Origin of the sequence: Enteractinococcus helveticum (assembly GCF_001657475.1) — a bacterium.
In the GTDB taxonomy this organism is placed as follows: Bacteria; Actinomycetota; Actinomycetes; order Actinomycetales; family Micrococcaceae; genus Yaniella; species Yaniella helvetica.
In genome coordinates this window covers 40,331-58,772 of sequence record NZ_LXEY01000017.1, presented here as the reverse complement: position 1 = coordinate 58,772, position 18,442 = coordinate 40,331, and the positions used below count along the sequence as shown (strand labels likewise).

Here is an 18,442-nt window from a genome sequence, read left to right as displayed (position 1 = left end):
CTATTGTAAAGGGGACCGGTTAGAAAAGCTCTCCGTCAACGTAGACCCAGCGACCAGCTTCGCGTGTAAACCGGGAACGTTCGTGCAGGAAATCCCGGGGCCCTCGGTAGAACGGAAGTGGGCGACGAACTCGACCTCGCCGGTTTGATCGGTTGGGCCGCCAGCCACGGTGTCGCGAATGCGTAGCCGGCGCCAGTCGATGCCTCTTGGAGCCGAAGGATCCTCCGGGCGCGTGGCCGAATGCCAACTGGCCGCCAGGTAGGCGTCATCGCCCACAACAAAAGCCGTATACCGCGAGCGCATCAACGCCTCGGCTGTTTCCGGGGCTGCTGCACCTGTTAGAAAAGGTTGGCAGCAGTGTTGGAATAATTCTCCAGTGCCACACGGACACGGATCATCTTGGGATATGGTCATCGCTGCCTTTCACTCCACCGTGGTGCCCTGGTGTGGGCTATCGCAGCTACCTTAGTCGGTGCCAGGAGCACTTGCAGGCATTACTCGCGCAGGTACGGGTAGCGCCAATCTAAGGCGGGGGAGTAGTTTTCGCGAATAAACCGGCCGCTGATCCACCGCTGCAGCGCCAAACGAGACCCCGTTTTATCGTTCGTACCGGAAGCTCGTGCCCCGCCAAAGGACACCTGTCCCATGAGCGCTCCGGTGGGTTTATCGTTGATATAGGTCATGCCCGCCGCGTAGCGCAACCGGTCTAATGCTTGGGCGATGGCCAGCTGGTCACGGGCAAAGATTGACAGCGTCAGCGCATAATCCGTTGCGGAATCCACCAACTCTAAGGTCTGGTCCCAATCGTCGTCATACACATAGACGGTGAGTAGCGGACCGAAAAACTCGTCGCGCAAGGTAGCGGCATGCGGGTCAGTGGTTTGAAGAATCGTGGGGCGCACAAACCAGCCGGTCCTATCGTCGACGCTTCCGCCAGCCAGCACCTGGTGGGTGTCGGAGGCTTTGGCTTCTTCAATGACGCGTTGCAGCCGCCGCAGGGCGGTCTGATCAATGACCGCGCCCAGAAATGTTTCGTGGCGGGCCACGTCCCCAACGGTCAACGACTCGGTGGTGGCTATCAGTTCGTCTTTGAGCTGCTCCCACAGTGTTCTGGGCAGATAGGCCCTCGATGCGGCGGAACATTTTTGTCCTTGATACTCAAACGCGCCACGGATCAGTGCCACGCGTACGGCAGTGGCATCGGCAGATGGGTGGACGACGACGGCGTTCTTGCCACCGGTTTCCCCAACCAGCCGTGGGAAGGCGCGCTGGGCGTGGATAGTATTGCCAGCCTTTTGCCACAGGTCTCGAAACACCCGGGCAGATCCGGTAAACGATAACCCTGCGAAATCCCGGTGGGCCATGGCGACGTCGGACACCAGCTGGCCTGAGCCGTGGACAAGGTTGATGACCCCCGGCGGCAGCCCGGCTTCTTCGAGGAGATCCATGAGCACCGCGTTGCCATAGGCCGATTTTTCTGATGGTTTCCACACCACCACATTGCCCATCAGTGCCGCCGTGGTGGGGAGGTTGGAGGCTATCGCGGTGAAATTGAACGGCGTCATGGCCAGGACGAATCCCTCAAGGGGGCGCTGATCCAAATAGGTGGTATCGCCCTGCAGCGCCTGGGGCTGGTCGGTATAGATCTGCTGGGCGTTATAGGCGTTGTACCGGAAAAAATCCGCGGTCTCACACGACGCATCAATCTCGGCCTGGTGAAAGGTTTTCGACTGGCCCAGCATTGTCGTGGAGACTAATTCGGTGCGATATTTTCCAGCGGCCAGGTCTGCTGCACGCAAGAATATTGCTGCCCGATCCCACCACGGGGTTGCCGCCCACCGCTCCCGCACTGCTAGGGCAGCCTCAATGGCATCAGGGACAATGGCCTGGGTTGCGGTTGATAATTGTGCGATGACTCGTTGGTGATCATGCGGTGACCCCACCGGGGTGGTTATGTCGCTCATCACCCGCTGCCCGGCGATGACATGCGGCAGCTGCAATACCTGCTCGGACAATTCAGCAATCCGTGCTGTGACCGCTTTGGCTTCGGCCGAACCCGGTGCATAGTCTAACGGTGGTTCATTGACGGGCTTGGGGACCCGGAAGTTTCCGGTCATGCTGACACGAGGCCACATTGCCTGCTCCTTTCGGCCGCCTGGATGACGCCACGCGGCCAGTTATTTGCCGATAGCCGAGCGCAAGAAGAGCATAAGATTCGCCGGACGTTCCGCCATCCGCCGCATCAGATACGGATACCACTGGGCCCCATAGGGCAGATACACCCGAACTCGGTATCCCTGCTGGGCGAGTTCGCGCTGTCGGTCACGCCGGATGCCGTAGAGCATTTGAAATTCAAAATCCGACGGCGCAATGTTCAACTCTTTGGCCAGATAGATCACGTAACTGATACAGCTTTCATCGTGTGTACCAAATGCTGGATCCGGAAGATGCTGCAGAGCCCAGGCAGACAGATACTTATACTGGTTGGTCACTTCGGCGGCGTCTTGGAATGCTAAAGTCACCGGCTCATCAAATGCGCCTTTGACCAACCGGATACAGGGTTGTACGTCGTCAAAGGACGCCAAATCCGCCAACGTGGAGCGCAAATAGGACTGAAACGCCTGACGCAACCGCGGGAACCGTGGCAAAAATTGCCGAAAAATCTCCAAGGTCGGTCGGCCCGCACTGCTGTGTTCCATATCCAGTTCGACGCCGATGTTGTATTCGGCTGCGGTGTGTAAGAGGTCTTCAAGATGTTCGGCACACTGCTGCGGATCAATCAGTACGCCCAGTTGGGAAAGTTTCACTGAAATGGTCGCCCCGGGGGATACCTCTGCCAAACGCTCCATCGCTGTACGATACTCACGGATTGCATCTGGAACCTGGGCGAGATCCTCAACGGACTCACCCAAAAAATCCAGGCTGACATCGATACCGTCAGCCTTGAGCTCTGCTGCGATATTCCAGGCATCTTGCACCGTATATCCGGCCACATACCGGTGCACCACCGGGCGAGTGAAACGGTTGCGCGTGGTAAACGATTCAAGCTGTTTGCTTTGTGCGGCCTTGAGCAATAACCGATTCGGCATGTCGCCTCCTGGTCTCACTTCCGATATAAGAGTGTGAGTCCACTTCGAAACCGAAAAATTTGAGTGATTTGTTTCACAACTCTCGATGTAGCTTCACGCTAGCCCAGGTGCCAACTCACGGCAAGAGAGATAAGGGAATTGAATCCTATTGCATAGACCGATGGCGAAAGCTAGGCTGACGCTACATTGTGGTGCCCGCCACAATGTGTTATGGCCGAAGGGCTCTGCCCCTCAACGAGGAGGAGGTACACCATGAATTGGCACCCAGAAATTCTGCTGTATACCAGGCTGCGCAAATCCCCGTATTTTCATGCATCAGGACGGCACGGGGTTGAAGCGTACAGCGTGGTCAACCACCAATATCATCCGCGCCGTTATGGCGACCCGATCAAAGAATATTGGACGCTTGTCAACGACGTCACCCTCTGGGATGTAGGTGCGGAACGACAGGTCGAAATTACCGGGCCAGATGCCTGGGAATTTTCGAATATGCTCACCATGCGCGATCTGAGTGATTTGAAAGTCGACCAGGGCAAATACGCTTTGATCACCAAAGCCGACGGTGGGATTATCTCTGATCCGGTGTTACTGCGGGTCGATGATCAACGCTTCTGGTTCTCCACAGCGGAATCCACCCTGCTGGTCTGGGCCTACGCATGTGCTCACTGGTCTGGCATGGACGTCCACGTCCAGGAAGCAGATATCAGCCCCGTACAAGTTCAAGGGCAAAAGGCCCTGGATGTCATGGTGGATTTATTCGACGATTCGATCAAAGACATGCGTCGATACTGGTCGAAGCGCTACGAACTTGATGGCATGGACGTGGTCGTGTCGAGAACGGGATTTACTAACGTTGCTGGTTACGAGATCTACCTAGAAAACGCCAAACGCGACGCCGACAAACTGTGGGAAACTGTTTATGAGGCAGGCCAACCACACGGTATGCGCGTTACCGGACCGGTGCATATTAGCCGGATCGAAGGCGGCATCCTGTCCTACGATGCAGACATGGATTTGGATACCAACCCATTCGAAGTGTTATTCCACTATCCATGGCTCGATGAAATCGATCAAGAAGCGTCATTCATTGGTCAAGCAGCGCTCAAAGAAATCCGCGACAAAGGCGTCGATCGGAAACTCGTGGGCGTGGAAATCAGTGGGCCATCGGTGGGGTCTTATATCGACGGATCCATGCCTGAAGTATTCCCTGTCCACCGTAACGGTACGGAAATCGGATATGTCAGCTCTGCCTGCTATTCGCCACGATTAGAAAAGAACATCGGCTTCGCCATGGTTCCGGTGGATTGTTCAGATAACGACATCACCTTGCAGGTCGAAACACGACACGGAATGGAGACAGCCACCGTCGTAGAGAAACCATTTCTGGGCTACCAAGGCTAACGCTCGGCCTTGGCCTGCGGGCCGAGCGCTGGTTATAACGTCTTCAACAGCGATATGACCAGTCTGCTGGTCTGCAGGACCATACCCCTGGACTGCTAGATAGGCTAGCCTGTCGTTGTGACTGTCCAACAACCCCGCCATAGCCGTTCCCCGTGGATCGCCTTTGCCGTGACCGCCTCTGTAGCGGTGCTAACCATCCTTGACGTGGTCAAGGTCAATGTGGTGTTGACTCCATTAGAGGAGACGCTGCAGGCAACACCTACCCAAACAGGATTAGTCGTTGCTGGTTACGTTTTGGCATTCGGTATCGCCCTTGTACCCGCGGGACGACTCGGGGACCAGTGGAATCGCAAAGCGATGTTCATGATTGGACTGGTCATCTTCGCCATTGCGTCTCTGGGTTCAGCCTTAGCTCCGACCGCCAGCCTATTGGTCATTGCTCGCATCCTGCAAGGGATCGCAGCAGGGATCCTTATGCCCCAAGTGTTGGGCCTGATCCAATCAACATTTCACGGCCAAGCCCGCGGTCAAGCCTTCGGAATCCTTGGAGCCGCCATCGGCCTGGGGACAGCATTCGGGCCAACGGTCGGAGGACTCTTCCTGGGAGGTTTTGGCTCTGAACTGGGCTGGCGATGGACTTTTGGGATGAATGTTCCACTCGTGCTGGTGGTTCTTCCACTGGCACTATGGCTCATCCCCGCAGCACAACCACGTGACGGACGCGCCGATCTTGATCTCGTGGGCGTGGTGCTGATGGCCGTCAGCGTGTTATTTGTCATGCTGCCATTCGTGCTGACAACAGGTTCAGGAGATCATCCCATTCGCTGGGCGTTTCTTGGTCTGGGCACCATCACAGCCGTGTTGTTTGTGCGATGGGAAAACCGTTACCGTGCCGCGGGGAAAAGTCCCGTTTTGGATTTCACACTGTTTAGTTTCTCCTCATACCGCAACGGCGTCATTATTACTACCCTATGGTTTGCGGCGATGCCTGCAATGTTTTTGGTCATGACCCTGTTCAATCAACAGGGGCTCGGCCACGATCCAGTGGTCGTTGGACTGATCACCGTGCCATACGCCGTCGTTTCTGCGATTGTCGCGGCGGTCGTTGGGAAATACACGTTCCGGCATGCCACCAGCCTCATCATCTGGGGTTTCATTATCTTTATCGCGGCCCTGATTGGACTGGTGGCCATCGCTGTGCTCGTCCCACCGGAGCACAACCCGTTGGCTATGGCCATCGTGTTGGCAATAGCTGGTGTTGGGCCGGGATTCATTATGGCCGCAAACCAAATGCGCACCCTCATGGATGTTCCGGTCACCCAGGGTGGTGTCGCGGGTTCCTTCCAGCAAGTCGGCCAGCGTCTGGGCAACGCGATCGGCATCGCGGTAGGTTCAGCCATCTTCTACGCATTAGTCGTCGCTGTGCCGCGTGATGCCTCTGGTTTACCTGACCCCACCGATCCGGCGAGCGTTGCCACATATGCATACGCTTTCCAGATGGCAATGGCCGTGCTCATATTATTCTCGCTGGTGGCGCTGATCTTTGCTGGAATCGACCACCGCGCTCGCAGCAAGCAACTGGTTGAACAGGCTGCCGCAACCGTCAGCTCCTAAGCAAGCCCGCTGTCACCCCCCGAACGACGTCGTCGAGTTATCCACAGATGATGGTCTTTCCTGGCGTGTCTATTCCTCAGGTTCCATAGTCTCGAACTCACATCAGACTGCATTAGGCAGTCCACCAGAGTTGAGGAGACACGTTGAAACACACGTTTTTGGCATCGTTAGCCACGGTCACACTGTCGATGAGTGCCCCGTTGGGTGCTGCCCCAGCCCAGGCTAGTCAGAGTGATGAGGTGGAACATGAAATTCATGCGGTGATGGGACCAGAGCAGGAATATCAACGAGGGTTGACCGTCAATGATGTCGCCCCAACCCTACGATCAGTCACCGTCGATGGGGAATCTATTCTTGCCTACTGTATTGAATATTGGGTTCGAGCCGCATCCCCTGACCATCAAGCAGCAGTCACCGGGTGGGATGGTTTTACTGGAGATAATCATTTCAAAACTAACCCACAGGTGCGGGAAGCCGTGGCGTGGATTCTGCACAATTCCTATCCGGCACTCTCCTTGGGCGAGTTGGAAGAACGCACATCGTCGAGCGCGCTGACTGAACCCGAAGCCATCGCTGCCACACAGGCTGCCATCTGGTTTTATACCGATGATTTTGTCTCCGACGGTGACCTGACCGTTGAACCAACGCCAGGCAACGCCGCCAGTCTGAGAGACACGTCTGACGAAAACGTCCAAAAGATCTTTGACTATCTCACCGGCGAAGATAACACCGGGCTCACCGAGCAAGAATTACAGGCCAGCGTCACGCTCACCGATGCCAGCACCGCGGACGTCAACGCGCCCGAGGCGGTACTGGAATCCAAGACCGCCGAAGCAGACCACATTTTAGGACCGGTGATCATCAATAGCTCATCGGAGCACGTCAACCTCCACCTAGAAACCACCGCCGATATCTCACCGGACGATGTCACGCTATTAGATCCGCAAGGACAACGCATCGACGTCACGACACCGGTGGCAGTTGAGGAACTCTGGGTGCACGTGCCCGCAGATGCCACATCTGGCAGTGTGCAGCTGGCTGCAGAGTCGACAGAATACGGGTATACCGGCCGCCTCATCATTCCCGAGCCTGCGCCAGATCGCCGCTTCCAAACCATCGTGGTGGTCGACCAGACCTCAGATAGTGCCACCACTGATCTCGCATTGCACTGGGAACAACCCGGAATCCCGGAACCGCCAATCACAACGCCGCCGACAGAGAACGGAGTAGAGCAGACGCCTCAAGTCGACGACGTCATTGCTGAACCAAGCGCGCCTGCAGCGCAAACGGTGACCAACGCCCCGGTGCAAGAACACCATGACAGTCAGTCGAACACACTCAACGTGGCTGTCGAGAAAACCACACAAACACCAGCGCCATCGCAGGCAGCCAGAGACGCTATTGAAACCGAAGGCACAGTCCGGGTAGATGAGGCTCCTGCAGAAGAACTGGCCGAAACTGGCGCCCACCAAACACGAAATGTGCTGGTAGCGCTTGGCACAATCGCCGTAGGAGGTATCTTGACATTGGTCAATCGACTGCGACGGAGGCGGGCCTAGTGCGGCCCGGGTGATTTTGAGGGTGAAGTCGAACCCAAAATGCAGAAAACGGGAAATTTAACATTAACGTAAAGGCAATCATTGAATTGGAGTGCTGAAGTCATCGTGACCAAGCGTTCCAGTATTCGAAAACGAACGACAATGAGCGCCTTGAAAGCAACAAGCCTGTGACCTTCAAGCGCTGATAGACGAAAGCTTTCGAAGATAGCTAGAAGGGACCTGGTTTTGACTGCAGCATATGACATTGACGAGCGAGATTATAAGGCCGCACTGTGGACCTCGGAAGAACTAGATTTCTGGCACCGAGTCGTCGCGGTCTACATGGGTGTGCTCCCTGAACTCGAACGTGACCTCCAAAAAGCTGGAAAACTCAGCTTCTTCGAGTACCAGGTGCTTGAACACCTCTCGTCAATCGAAGGGGCCATGAGCATGACGCAATTGGCGACCAGATGTAACTCATCATTGTCTCGCCTGTCGCATGTCGCCCGGAAACTGGAAGGCCGCCAATTACTGACCCGCCGTCTATCTGAGGAAGACAAACGGGTTACCGTTGCCGAGCTGACCGAAGAGGGCCGGTATCTTGTTGATGGTATTCGCGAGATCTATCGTCAGTCTGTAGAGACTCGGGTATTGCAGTCGCTGTCACCGGAAGAGCTTCGTCAAGTGACCGGTCTCCTGGACAGCATGCTGCGTAAAAATGAGCCAAACCACTGGCTCTTCTCCGTGTAGCGTCTCCTGTATGCTCCCGCAGCGCTGCGGGAGCACGCCCCATGTTCTGGTTTGATTAAACAATCTAGTCATACTAAACTGTGGGGTTGTTGTCCGCACTGTGCCTAATCTGGTCCAACCATGACTCGGAGATGGCAACGGAGCGCGTGCGTGACAACCGAAATATGGCTCTCTTTTGATGCTTTGCATCGATAGGGACTCACCGTCTTCACCCTAGCGATATAAAGGGCACTTCGGTTGGTTCTCACCCAGCCTGGTATTCCTTCGAGAAGGTCGCAGTAAGAGCGCGGTGTAACAACTGGTGGCGAAAGTTCTGCTGATTCCATCAGCCAGACCATACTTTCGCCCGTACTTTTACTACTGCTTAACACGAGGAGTGATCATGGCAGCACACTGCCAGGTAACCGGAGCTGGACCGGGGTCAGGAAACCGAGTTTCCCACTCGAACCGCAAAACCAAGCGCCGGTTCAACCCAAACATCCAAAAAAAGAGCTACTTTGTCCCATCCCTGGGTCGCAAAGTAACGCTGAACGTATCCGCACGCGGTATCAAAGTCATTGATGCGCGCGGCATTGATTCTGTCATTTCAGAACTGATCGCTAAGGGAGTGAAGCTCTAACCATGGCAAAAGATAGAGGCTTGCGCCCCATCATCAAACTGAAATCAACCGCTGGCACTGGCTACACTTACGTCACCCGTAAGAACCGTCGCAATAACCCAGACCGTATTACGTTGAAGAAATACGATCCAGTAGCCCGCAAGCACGTTGATTTTCGAGAGGAGCGCTAAGCATTGGCTAAGAAATCTATGATCGCGAAAAACGAGAAACGCAAAGAAATCGTTGCTCGTTACGATGAACGTCGTAAAAAGCTGAAAGCACAGCTGATCGACCCGAATGCAACCGACGAAGAACGCGAAGAAGCACGCATTGGCCTGCAGAAGATGCCACGCGACGCCTCTCCAGTCCGCGTTCGCAACCGTGACTCCATCGACGGACGCCCACGCGGTACCCTGCAGAAGTTCGGTATCTCGCGTGTTCGCCTCCGTGACATGGCGCACCGCGGTGAACTGCCAGGCGTTACCAAGTCTTCCTGGTAATCGCATAAAGCTTTAGCAAAATCTGGTCGATGGGAATCCATCGGCCAGATTTTATTTTAACGACGTTTCACCATCAACATTTAGAACAACACAGGTGACACGGCATCGAGCAGAGAAGATATCGAGTGGCGATGCCATGCGTTATCCTTGCCATATCAGTTGCTCAGAGGGAAGGCATTATCATTATGTCCAAGTTGAGTTTTGTGGCCCTCTCCTTGCAGACCACACACCTGGATCCAGCATCGGTTTCAAAAGTCTCCTATGTGAAACTCGTTGATGGAAACATCACCAGGCAAGACGATGTCCCCATCATTCCTCCGACCAGCAAAAAGCGAATTCCTGACGAGCAAACCGAGAAATCGCTGCTCCCTTGGGATGAAGCACTGGAAAAGTTGGGCATGATGATTGGCAAGTTGCCGATTGTCAGTTACTACCGTGATGCCGATAAAGAAATCTTCCATGCGGCTTCTCGGTACCTGAATATTGAGCTGCTGCGATTACACTGGTTGGACTGTCGTGAACTGGCGCGACACTTGCTACCTGAATTGCCAGATGTCCAATTGTCCACGGTGCTGAAAACCCTTGATCTCTATGAGGATTATGCCGATAGCAGTGCTGTCGAGCAGACCACCCAGATCGTTATCGAACTTGCCCAACGACAAGGCGCCACTACGGTCGCGCAACTCTGGGATGAACTCTATGATCACCCAGAGGACTTCCTTGGCCTTGACTCCACCTTCGAAGGTGCCGCAAACTCAGGCAGTTCCACCGATGACGACGAAGCAGTCGATGCGCCATTGGCCGCTGAGGCCCTGCCCCTTGCTGAGGTTGCCGGTGGATCATCACACTCACCGGAAGACCAACAACCTATCGCACCAGTATCTAGCGATGCTGATCTCCCCGCAGCGACTGTCGCCGAGGAAACTCCTGACGAACCGGTCATTGCACAAGAGCCACTCACCAGCCGGGAATCCGGCGAGGCGTCCGATACCACCGACGCACCTGTTGCCTCTCCAGACGAGGAGACAGCAGCCGACGTGGATCAGTCAGTCGTAGGACCGCCTGCTGCAGCCTCAGACGAGATGCCCGTGTTCTTGCAAGAACCGACCCAAGACGAGCGCACTGACTGGCAACCAGAGCCGACGCCGGTTGAGGGTACACCACAACATGTTCCTGAACTTGCAACAGGGTCGACTCCTATCGAAGACCCCGACACTGACGAAGACCCAGTTGAAACAGCCGAGACCGTCACAGATCACGATCAGGAATCTGCAGCGGCACCTGAGTCGGACGACGCCGTGTTTAGAGAAGCGGTCCAAAGGTCCCATACCAATACCAATCACGTGCAGTCGCTCACGCTAGAACCCTCCAGCGATCAAACGGCGCCAGTCGAGGAAGAACCATTAGCCAACCCCGAAACTGACGCTGCTACGGCACTCAGCGAAGCGGACGAACAACCTGCTTTTCTCAAAGAACCGACCGTTGAGGAACTCGAAGCGCAGGACGTTGAACCCACAGAAACTGAACCCACAGCAGCTGAACAGTCCGAGCAGATTGCCATGGCATCAGAGGAGCGGCCGCCCGACGAGCCGCAAGAGCTGTCAGATCATGCAGAGGCCCCGTCTACGACTGCCAGTGCGACCTCTCCGACGCCGCTCGTTGCGCCACCTATGAGCCCACGACGAGAAGCAGCAGACGCTTCGCCCTCAGAAACTCACACGGTACAAGCCATCAAGGTTTCCGAGCGACCACGAGTTGAAGAACCAACGGCACGAACCTCGAACGTGAACCAGATCTTTGGTTTCGTTGGGCTATTCCTATTTGGGGTGCTCACCATCATCGGTGTGGTGTTAGTGGTCATGGCCGTGATGCTGTTTTTCACCGAGAATTCTTTGATGCTGGAAACCAAGATTGCCGGTGTCATTCTCACCCTGGCGATAGCCCTGTTGAGCCTGTTGATGACCAACGTCAGCTATCGGAGTTTTCGGAAGAAATAGCCCGGGAGAGAGGCTTTTCAGATGAACTTGCAGCGGTATTTCTTCGAAAAATAAGGCGTCATTACTGGGAAGAAGCTGAGATTTCCGCGACTTTTTGCAGAAAAAAGGCGGATTTCCGCGAAATTCCGCAAAAATCGCCGACAAAAGCGTCACAAACCGCCCCAATGGTGGTAGTTTTTCCAAAAGGAGCCCGGCGAACGTCGGGTTTAAGACAACATAAAGTCCAGGAGGACATATGGCTATGAACCGCAGTGAACTTGTTGCAGCAGTTGCCGAGAAATCCGGTAACTCCGCTGCCGCCGTCAATGGTGTGCTGGACGCCGTATTCGAAGTCTTTGCATCCCAGGTTTCCAAAGGCGAAAAAATCACTATCCCAGGCTGGTTCTCGGTAGAACGCACCAACCGTGCAGCTCGCACCGGTCGCAACCCACGCACCGGCGAAGCAATCGAAATCCCAGCTGGTCACGGTGTCAAACTATCCGCTGGTTCGAAACTGAAGGCTGCCGCCACCGGTGAGAAAAAATAAGTTCTAGTTCTCCTATAGAACCGAGACGCTCCGGAATTGCCCGGGGCGTCTTTGCTCTTAACAAACAATGTGCCAGCGGCCAGCAAAAAATGGTTTAATGAATTCGACCACCCGTAGAATTCACTGAAGCGCCGCACGTGCGCTTGCCCAGGAGAGTACATGTCGGACGATGCCGTCTTGCACAGACGTAGCTCCGGTCTTGCTCGATTCCTCCGCGGGTGGATCATTGCGGTCCTAGCAGTTCTTCTTGCCGCCGGTGGCCACCAAATTGCGCATTCCATGATGCACGGGGCAACTGAAACGATCCCGCTGCCACTCCTAGCCTTTGCTGCCGCACTGACAGCACCAATCGCCGTAGCCTTGTCCGGCCAGCGCATCTCCACCTGGTCCACGGCAGCCACCACGATCTTTGGCCAAATCGTCTTTCACGTCCTGTATTCGCTGCCCTACACCGGCGTCTCGCAGTTACCCAACGGCCACGACCACCACGGTCATATGGCACACCTGGTGGCGCCTGAGACCCCCGCGGTACAGCACGCCGCGCACACAACAGCCGCCGTAGACCTCGTTATGATTGCCGCCCACCTGCTGGCTGCGGCACTGACCGTCGTCGTCATAACCCACGGCGAGCACACCCTGACCAGGCTGGCCCACTGGCTGACGCTGGCCCCGGTGCGCATTGTTCTAGCAACCCGCCCGGTGATCCTTGCGCGCCCCACCTCGGTGGCGGCTGAGGTTCGGGTGTGGATTCCCCATCCGATGAATGTCACCCAAACGCGCACGACCAGGGGCCCGCCTGTATTAGCGTAGACGTGGCCTACCTGTGGAAGTGGCCCTCCCACATTCGTTGGATCAACCCAAGGACTTCTTGGGGAGGAAGTATGCAAAAAACTCTCACCACCAGACTTGGTGTCTGGTTCGCCGCCCTGATGACCACACTGGGCCTGGTGCTCGCCCCACAGCTGGCACACGCCCATGACGTGCTAATTGAATCGACGCCAGAAGTCGGCTCAACTGTTGAAACCACCCCTGCCGAGGTGCGGTTGCGCTTCTCCGGTACGCCGTTGTCTGGCGAAGGGCTGGCCAACCTGATTCGCGTCACAGATGCCCAAGGCAACCAATGGCAAGACGGCGACCCCGCCGTGGAAGGCTACGAACTGGCCGTGCCCCTGTGTGAAGGTCTCCCACAGGGCGAATACACGGTTGCCTACCGAGTGATCTACTCGGATGGTCACACCGGTGAAGAAAGCTTCAGCTTTACTAATGCCGACCCGAATGCCCCCACCCAGGGCGCTCCGCAGGACTGCGGTGAAGCCGTGGCAGCAGACTCACCAAGTGCAAGTGAAACTCAAGCACCCCAGACCAACGAACCGCAGGCTACGTCCGACGCCGAAGAGGCCAATCAAGAAAACTCTTCAGCGTCCATTCCCGCATGGATCTGGATTTCTGCGATCGCCGGCATTGTCGTGGTAGCAACCGTGGTTGTGATGTTGCTGCGCGGTAGCCGCGTCGGAGAACAGTCGGATGCGGAGGATGACGCCTAACCTGTAGGACATCATTCATGAATAAAACCCTTCCCTTCATCACCACCGCAGCACTAGCTGGACTGGCTCTGGCCGGATGTGGCACCGCTGACTCTGCCGAAACCACAAACGAACACGCAGTAGACGGCGAATTCTTCTCGGTTGAAGATCCTTGGATCAAAGCCACCGAAGAATCCCTGGATACGTCCAGTGACCACTCCATGACCGGTGCCTTTGTGCACCTGACCAACGTGTCAGGTGAGGACCAGACCATTGTTGGTGCTGACGCCGAGATCGCCGAGGTCGTGGAACTTCACGAAGTCGTTGACGACGGCGGGGTGAACCTGATGCAAGAAAAAGAAGGGGGCTTCCCCGTGGCCGCGGATGAGCGATACGAACTCAACCCGGGCCAAGACCACGTGATGCTCATGGACCTCACCGAAGAAATCAAGCCGGGAGATCTGATCGAGATCACCCTGGAGTTGGAAAACGGTGAAACCCAGGTCATCGACTTTGTTGCCAAAGAATATGTTGGCGCACAAGAAAACTACGGTGACCTCGAACACGATCACACGCACTAAGGACGACGATACCCAGTGACCAACACGAATCATTCCACCGAAAGGCAACCCACCCGGGGTGTTTCGCGGCGCGGATTGCTGTTGGGCGCCGGGGGAGTCGTTGGTGGTGGCCTGGTCGGTGCCGCAGCAGGATACTCTGTGGCATCGACCGCGGCCCCCGCCGCACCCGGTGATCTCCAACAACCCGTAGACGTTAGCCCCGGGGTAGCCAATACCCAGGTGACCGTCTCCCACCCCTACGGCACGGACACGATTGCCTTCTACGGTCCCCGCCAAGCCGGGGTGGACACCCCGCAACAAGCCCACGCCATCTATATCGGGCTGAACCTCAAAGACGATACCGACGCCGACCGGCTGTCTTCCATGATGCGCTTACTCACCGACGACGCCGCACGGCTGACGCAGGGCAGAGGAGCACTGGCCGATCTGGATGAAGAACTCGCAGCGGCCCCGGCACGCCTGACAGTCACCTTCGGATTTGGCTCGGAGGTCTTTGACCGCACCCGCCCCGAACTGAAACCCGCGTGGCTGAAACCCTTACCGACCTACGGCATCGACCAACTGGACCCGGCCTATACGGGTGGCGACGTCGTCATCCAAATTCAAGGCGATGATCCACTCTCAGTGGCCCACGCACGGCGCATGCTGCTCAAGGATGCCCGCGCCTTTGCCACGGTCGCCTGGGTGCAAAGTGGTTTCACGCACGCTCGCGCGTCCCGGCCCGATAACACCACCATGCGCAATCTGTTCGGCCAGATTGATGGCACCGGCAACCCTGAACCAGGGTCAGAACGTGCTGAACGCATTATCTGGGGTGTCGGTCAAGGCGACGGTGGCGGCACCAAGAACCTGCAACCGTGGATCGACAACGGCACCTCGATGGTGATCCGACGCATTGCGATGAACGTGGACGAGTGGGACGAACTGGACCGCCCCGCCCAAGAAGGCGTGGTCGGGCGCACCCTGGGCTCCGGGGCACCACTGACCGGAGAACACGAACACGATGCGCCCGATTTCGAAGCACTCGGGCCATCCGGATTCCCGGTGATCTCGGATATCTCCCACATTCGCCGTGCACGGTCGGATGACCCGGACGAAGCTATGTTTCGGCGCAGCTTCAACTATGATGAACAACCGGCAGCCTCCGGCGACACGCTGCACGGCCAAACCGGAGTATCGCAATCCGGGCTGATCTTCGTGGCCTTCCAGTGCGACGTCGAACAGCAATACACCCCGATTCAGGACCGGCTGGCCGAAACCGACCACCTGAACCTGTGGACCATCCCCATCGGCTCGGCCGTATTTGCCGTGCCGCCGGGTTGCCAACCGGATGGCTATATTGGCGAAGCACTGTTCGCCTAGCACCCCAAGGAGTACCGTTGACGAAAACTACTACCCCCACGACGCAGTCACCCAACTGGCTATGGCCGGTTGCGGTGATCACCGGCGTCGCGTTTTTAATCGTCATCGGGATCTCCTCGGGCGTGACGGCCGTCCAACAACTGTCCGACCCCGGTGCGCTGACTCGCTGGGCCCTGCCAGCGACCAAGATTATCCACAACATGGCCTGGTCGCTGACCTTCGGGGCGTTGATGTTTGCGGCCATCATTCTGCCGCGCTTCACGGCGATGCCCAAGCGCGGCAGACCGGTGGCCGACGACGCCACAGAACACCCGGCCTATACCCGCGCCCTGAAAATTGCCGGGGTGTCGGCGATCATCTGGACATTCAGCGCGATCGCCCAGATTATCTTTACCTACTCGGACGTCGCCGGGATGCCGGTCAACACTTCCGAAGGCTTCTCCTCGGGCATGCTGGACTATGTGCTGGCCATCGCCGTGGGGCGGGCCTGGTTCTGGATGACGATCATCGCCGCCGTCGTCACCAGCCTGATCTTTGCGGTGCGCACCCCAACGGGCATGGCCTGGGGTGCGTTTATGGCACTGTTGGGGATCGTCCCGCTGGCGCTGGTGGGGCACTCGTCATCGGGTGATGATCACTTCGCCGCGGTCAACTCAATCGGTCTACACCTGCTCGGGGTGCTGCTGTGGGTCGGAGGACTGGTGCTGCTGGCCATGCTGGCCCCAACACTGACCGGCACCTCACAGCTGAAACCCAAGATCAAAAAGGGCCACACCCAGCCATTGATCTACACCGTGTTGAGCAGGTACTCCGCGATAGCCGGTGTGGCCATCGCCCTGGTCGCTGCCTCCGGGGTGGCCAATGCGGCCATCCGCATGGACAGTATCGAACACTTCATGGCACCCTACGGGCAGATGGTCCTGCTCAAAGGCGCCCTGACCGTTGTGCTGGGGCTCATTGGCCTAGCCCACCGGGTGCGTGTTATTCCACGGTTGAAAACCGGCACCACCCAGCCACCGGCAAACGCCCGCAAGATCCTGTGGCGTTTGATCGCCGTTGAAGTCGTGATCATGATCGGCGTCATGACCACCGCCAGCATTCTGGGCAAATCCGAGCCACCCAAGCCCGAAGAAATCCCACCGGATGCCTCCCCGGCACGGATCACCACCAAATACGAACTGCCACCAGAACTAACCGCCGTCCGGTGGATCACCGAGTGGCGCTTCAACTGGTTGTGGGTCGCCGTCGTGATCTTCTTAGCCATCTGGTACATCCGTGCCCTGCGCAAACTGGCAGCCCGCGGAGACAAATGGCCCATTGTCCGCACCATCTTCTTCTTCATCGGACTGGCCATACTGCTCTGGGACACCTCCAGCGCCCCGGCGATCTACGGTCTGGTGTTGTTCTCCGCGCACATGGTCAACCACATGATCCTGACCATGCTCATCCCCATCTTCTTGGTGCTGGGGGCGCCCATCACCTTGGCCATGCGCAGCATGGAATCGCGCAAGGATGGCACCCGGGGCCCGCGTGAATACATGCTTGCTGTCCTGAACTCCAAGTACTCCAAGGTCATTACCCACCCGATTTTTGCAGCCGTGAACTTCGCTGGCTCGCTGGTGATCTTCTACTTCACCCCGGTCTTTGAATTTGCGCTGCGTTATCACATCGGCCACGAACTGATGAACGTGCACTTCTTGCTTACCGGATTCATCTTTGCCTCCGTGATGATCGGGATCGACCCGCTACCTAACCGGCCAACCTACCCGCTGCGCCTGGTGGTGCTGATTGCCACCATGGTCTTCCACGCGTTCATCGCCGTGGCACTGACCGGCTCGGACTCGCTGCTGATGGCCGAATGGTTCTCCTCGATCGGACGCGACTGGGGGCTACCGGCCATTGATGATCAAAAGGCCGGCGGGCTGATCATGTGGGGCACCGGTGAATTCCCAACCGTGGCCATGGTCCTGATCGTGTTGTATCGCTGGCGCACCGAAGATGTCCAGCACGCCAAACGCCGCGACGCCCGCGTAGATAAATACGGCGACGCCGACCTTGATGAACTCAACGAATACTACGCCCGCATGGCCGCATCCCAGGAGCCCACCACCCATGACAACCCTCGGTAAGATCACCAAAACCCTGACCGTGCTCTCGGTAGCCACACTCGGGCTGGTCGGGTGTTCCTCGGATGACGACGCCCCCGACGACGACCAGGCCAATCAGCTCGATAGTCTGATGACCGCCGATGCACGCCCAGACCAACGGGCAGCCGGCAGTGCCACTGCGATGGCCATGGAACTAGGATTCGACCAGGCCCAAGCCGCCTCCGACGCCGAAATCACCAGCGTGCGCGAAGCCGCCGCGGAACGCACGGATGCGGCTCAACAACTCAACGTTGAACCGGCCAGCTGTGCCGCCCCGATTGCCGAACTCGACTGGTCACCCATCCAGGCCTCATCAGAGTCAGTAACGAGGGTGGATTTCACCCGGTCGAATTTCTCCGGTGCCGGTAGCATTGAAATCGCCGGTATTACCGAGGACACCGGTGGCTCTGCTAAGGCCGCCGACGAAGTCGCTGCCCACCAGCAAGCAGTTGAGCAGATCACGGCCAACTGCAACGACATTACGATGTTGCTGGCCGATGAATCAGAACCCGATTGGGCCGAATTGCCCTACACGTTCACCGCCCAAGCAGTTGAAACCGACTCGGGAACTGGACTGCTATGGCAGCGCTATCCCGCTGATGATCCCGAAGGTCAGTCCACTACCGCACTAACGGTGATGACCGAGCATGAGGGCTATGCGATCATGGTGGCGTTTATTGGCAGTGAAGAAATCGCTGACCCGGAATTTACCGACATCAGCGAGGCAGTCTTGGCCTCGGCTATAGCCCAACTTGACTAAGGATTAAACACCAATGGTCAGGCTGTTGCGAGCCTGACCATTGGTGCATCATGTCA

General features: G+C 57.0%; 18 protein-coding genes. 15 read left to right on the top strand and 3 right to left on the bottom strand.

All coding sequences use genetic code 11. The annotated features are described in order from the left end of the window. The 3 genes from A6F49_RS18955 to A6F49_RS06630 all read right to left on the bottom strand — a co-directional run bounded on the left by A6F49_RS18955 (window position 1) and on the right by A6F49_RS06630 (window position 3,089). Window positions 1-414, bottom strand: coding sequence for a YchJ family protein (locus A6F49_RS18955; RefSeq protein ID WP_456072988.1), 414 nt, complete (start codon window positions 412-414; stop codon window positions 1-3). Window positions 415-494: 80 nt separating this feature from the next. Continuing rightward, entirely contained in the window at window positions 495-2,135 is a 1,641-nt protein-coding gene (pruA, locus tag A6F49_RS06635; RefSeq protein WP_235604892.1) for an L-glutamate gamma-semialdehyde dehydrogenase, read from the bottom strand. 42 nt (window positions 2,136-2,177) lie between these two features. Further along, window positions 2,178-3,089 (bottom strand): proline dehydrogenase family protein, encoded by a 912-nt coding sequence (locus A6F49_RS06630; protein WP_043057768.1) that lies wholly within the window; start codon window positions 3,087-3,089, stop codon window positions 2,178-2,180. A gap of 252 nt (window positions 3,090-3,341) precedes the next feature. Between A6F49_RS06630 and A6F49_RS06625 the strand changes: the two genes are divergently transcribed. The 15 genes from A6F49_RS06625 to A6F49_RS06555 all read left to right on the top strand — a co-directional run bounded on the left by A6F49_RS06625 (window position 3,342) and on the right by A6F49_RS06555 (window position 18,386). Next, the gene (locus A6F49_RS06625; protein WP_052504840.1) at window positions 3,342-4,490 is read left to right on the top strand and encodes a glycine cleavage T C-terminal barrel domain-containing protein; all 1,149 of its coding nucleotides are present in this window, start codon (window positions 3,342-3,344) and stop codon (window positions 4,488-4,490) included. A 117-nt stretch (window positions 4,491-4,607) separates the two neighbouring features. Then, the gene (locus tag A6F49_RS06620) at window positions 4,608-6,104 is read left to right on the top strand and encodes an MFS transporter (RefSeq protein WP_043057770.1); all 1,497 of its coding nucleotides are present in this window, start codon (window positions 4,608-4,610) and stop codon (window positions 6,102-6,104) included. A 143-nt stretch (window positions 6,105-6,247) separates the two neighbouring features. Next, on the top strand, window positions 6,248-7,663 hold the full coding sequence (locus tag A6F49_RS06615; RefSeq protein ID WP_043057771.1) for a thioester domain-containing protein: 1,416 nt from the start codon (window positions 6,248-6,250) through the stop codon (window positions 7,661-7,663). Window positions 7,664-7,888: 225 nt separating this feature from the next. After that, on the top strand, window positions 7,889-8,392 hold the full coding sequence (locus A6F49_RS06610) for a MarR family winged helix-turn-helix transcriptional regulator (RefSeq protein WP_052504842.1): 504 nt from the start codon (window positions 7,889-7,891) through the stop codon (window positions 8,390-8,392). A gap of 382 nt (window positions 8,393-8,774) precedes the next feature. Further along, a complete protein-coding gene (gene rpmB, locus A6F49_RS06605; protein ID WP_043057772.1) occupies window positions 8,775-9,011 on the top strand; it encodes a 50S ribosomal protein L28 in 237 nt (78 codons plus the stop codon). Between the two features lie 2 nt (window positions 9,012-9,013). Next, entirely contained in the window at window positions 9,014-9,181 is a 168-nt protein-coding gene (gene rpmG, locus A6F49_RS06600; RefSeq protein ID WP_043057773.1) for a 50S ribosomal protein L33, read from the top strand. A gap of 3 nt (window positions 9,182-9,184) precedes the next feature. Next, window positions 9,185-9,490, top strand: coding sequence for a 30S ribosomal protein S14 (rpsN, locus tag A6F49_RS06595; protein WP_043057774.1), 306 nt, complete (start codon window positions 9,185-9,187; stop codon window positions 9,488-9,490). A 185-nt stretch (window positions 9,491-9,675) separates the two neighbouring features. Beyond that, window positions 9,676-11,487 (top strand): hypothetical protein, encoded by a 1,812-nt coding sequence (locus tag A6F49_RS06590; protein ID WP_043057775.1) that lies wholly within the window; start codon window positions 9,676-9,678, stop codon window positions 11,485-11,487. A 235-nt stretch (window positions 11,488-11,722) separates the two neighbouring features. Further along, window positions 11,723-12,013 carry an HU family DNA-binding protein gene (locus tag A6F49_RS06585; RefSeq protein ID WP_043057776.1) on the top strand — a complete coding sequence of 97 codons (291 nt, stop codon included), beginning with the start codon at window positions 11,723-11,725 and terminating at the stop codon, window positions 12,011-12,013. Window positions 12,014-12,172: 159 nt separating this feature from the next. After that, the gene (locus A6F49_RS06580; RefSeq protein WP_043057777.1) at window positions 12,173-12,823 is read left to right on the top strand and encodes a hypothetical protein; all 651 of its coding nucleotides are present in this window, start codon (window positions 12,173-12,175) and stop codon (window positions 12,821-12,823) included. A 71-nt stretch (window positions 12,824-12,894) separates the two neighbouring features. Continuing rightward, on the top strand, window positions 12,895-13,557 hold the full coding sequence (locus tag A6F49_RS06575) for a copper resistance CopC family protein (protein WP_043057778.1): 663 nt from the start codon (window positions 12,895-12,897) through the stop codon (window positions 13,555-13,557). Window positions 13,558-13,574: 17 nt separating this feature from the next. Beyond that, entirely contained in the window at window positions 13,575-14,117 is a 543-nt protein-coding gene (locus A6F49_RS06570; protein WP_043057779.1) for a copper chaperone PCu(A)C, read from the top strand. A 15-nt stretch (window positions 14,118-14,132) separates the two neighbouring features. Then, window positions 14,133-15,479, top strand: a complete 1,347-nt coding sequence (locus A6F49_RS06565) for a Dyp-type peroxidase (RefSeq protein WP_043057780.1) — start codon at window positions 14,133-14,135, stop codon at window positions 15,477-15,479. A gap of 17 nt (window positions 15,480-15,496) precedes the next feature. Continuing rightward, window positions 15,497-17,608, top strand: a complete 2,112-nt coding sequence (locus A6F49_RS06560; RefSeq protein WP_043057781.1) for a cytochrome c oxidase assembly protein — start codon at window positions 15,497-15,499, stop codon at window positions 17,606-17,608. Beyond that, window positions 17,592-18,386 carry a hypothetical protein gene (locus tag A6F49_RS06555; RefSeq protein WP_043057782.1) on the top strand — a complete coding sequence of 265 codons (795 nt, stop codon included), beginning with the start codon at window positions 17,592-17,594 and terminating at the stop codon, window positions 18,384-18,386. The genes A6F49_RS06560 and A6F49_RS06555 overlap by 17 nt, the downstream gene beginning before the upstream one ends. Window positions 18,387-18,442: the final 56 nt, after the last annotated feature.

Excerpts from the sequence above, each read along its gene's own strand:
- A6F49_RS06585 (WP_043057776.1), top strand. The coding sequence starts at position 11,723 with ATGGCTATGAACCGCAGTGAACTTGTTGCAGCAGTTGCCGAGAAATCC.
- A6F49_RS06570 (WP_043057779.1), top strand. The coding sequence starts at position 13,575 with ATGAATAAAACCCTTCCCTTCATCACCACCGCAGCACTAGCTGGACTG.
- A6F49_RS18955 (WP_456072988.1), bottom strand. The coding sequence starts at position 414 with ATGACCATATCCCAAGATGATCCGTGTCCGTGTGGCACTGGAGAATTA.
- A6F49_RS06625 (WP_052504840.1), top strand. The coding sequence starts at position 3,342 with ATGAATTGGCACCCAGAAATTCTGCTGTATACCAGGCTGCGCAAATCC.
- pruA (WP_235604892.1), bottom strand. The coding sequence starts at position 2,135 with ATGTGGCCTCGTGTCAGCATGACCGGAAACTTCCGGGTCCCCAAGCCC.
- rpmB (WP_043057772.1), top strand. The coding sequence starts at position 8,775 with ATGGCAGCACACTGCCAGGTAACCGGAGCTGGACCGGGGTCAGGAAAC.
- rpmG (WP_043057773.1), top strand. The coding sequence starts at position 9,014 with ATGGCAAAAGATAGAGGCTTGCGCCCCATCATCAAACTGAAATCAACC.
- A6F49_RS06555 (WP_043057782.1), top strand. The coding sequence starts at position 17,592 with ATGACAACCCTCGGTAAGATCACCAAAACCCTGACCGTGCTCTCGGTA.
- A6F49_RS06630 (WP_043057768.1), bottom strand. The coding sequence starts at position 3,089 with ATGCCGAATCGGTTATTGCTCAAGGCCGCACAAAGCAAACAGCTTGAA.
- A6F49_RS06575 (WP_043057778.1), top strand. The coding sequence starts at position 12,895 with ATGCAAAAAACTCTCACCACCAGACTTGGTGTCTGGTTCGCCGCCCTG.
- A6F49_RS06580 (WP_043057777.1), top strand. The coding sequence starts at position 12,173 with ATGTCGGACGATGCCGTCTTGCACAGACGTAGCTCCGGTCTTGCTCGA.
- A6F49_RS06590 (WP_043057775.1), top strand. The coding sequence starts at position 9,676 with ATGTCCAAGTTGAGTTTTGTGGCCCTCTCCTTGCAGACCACACACCTG.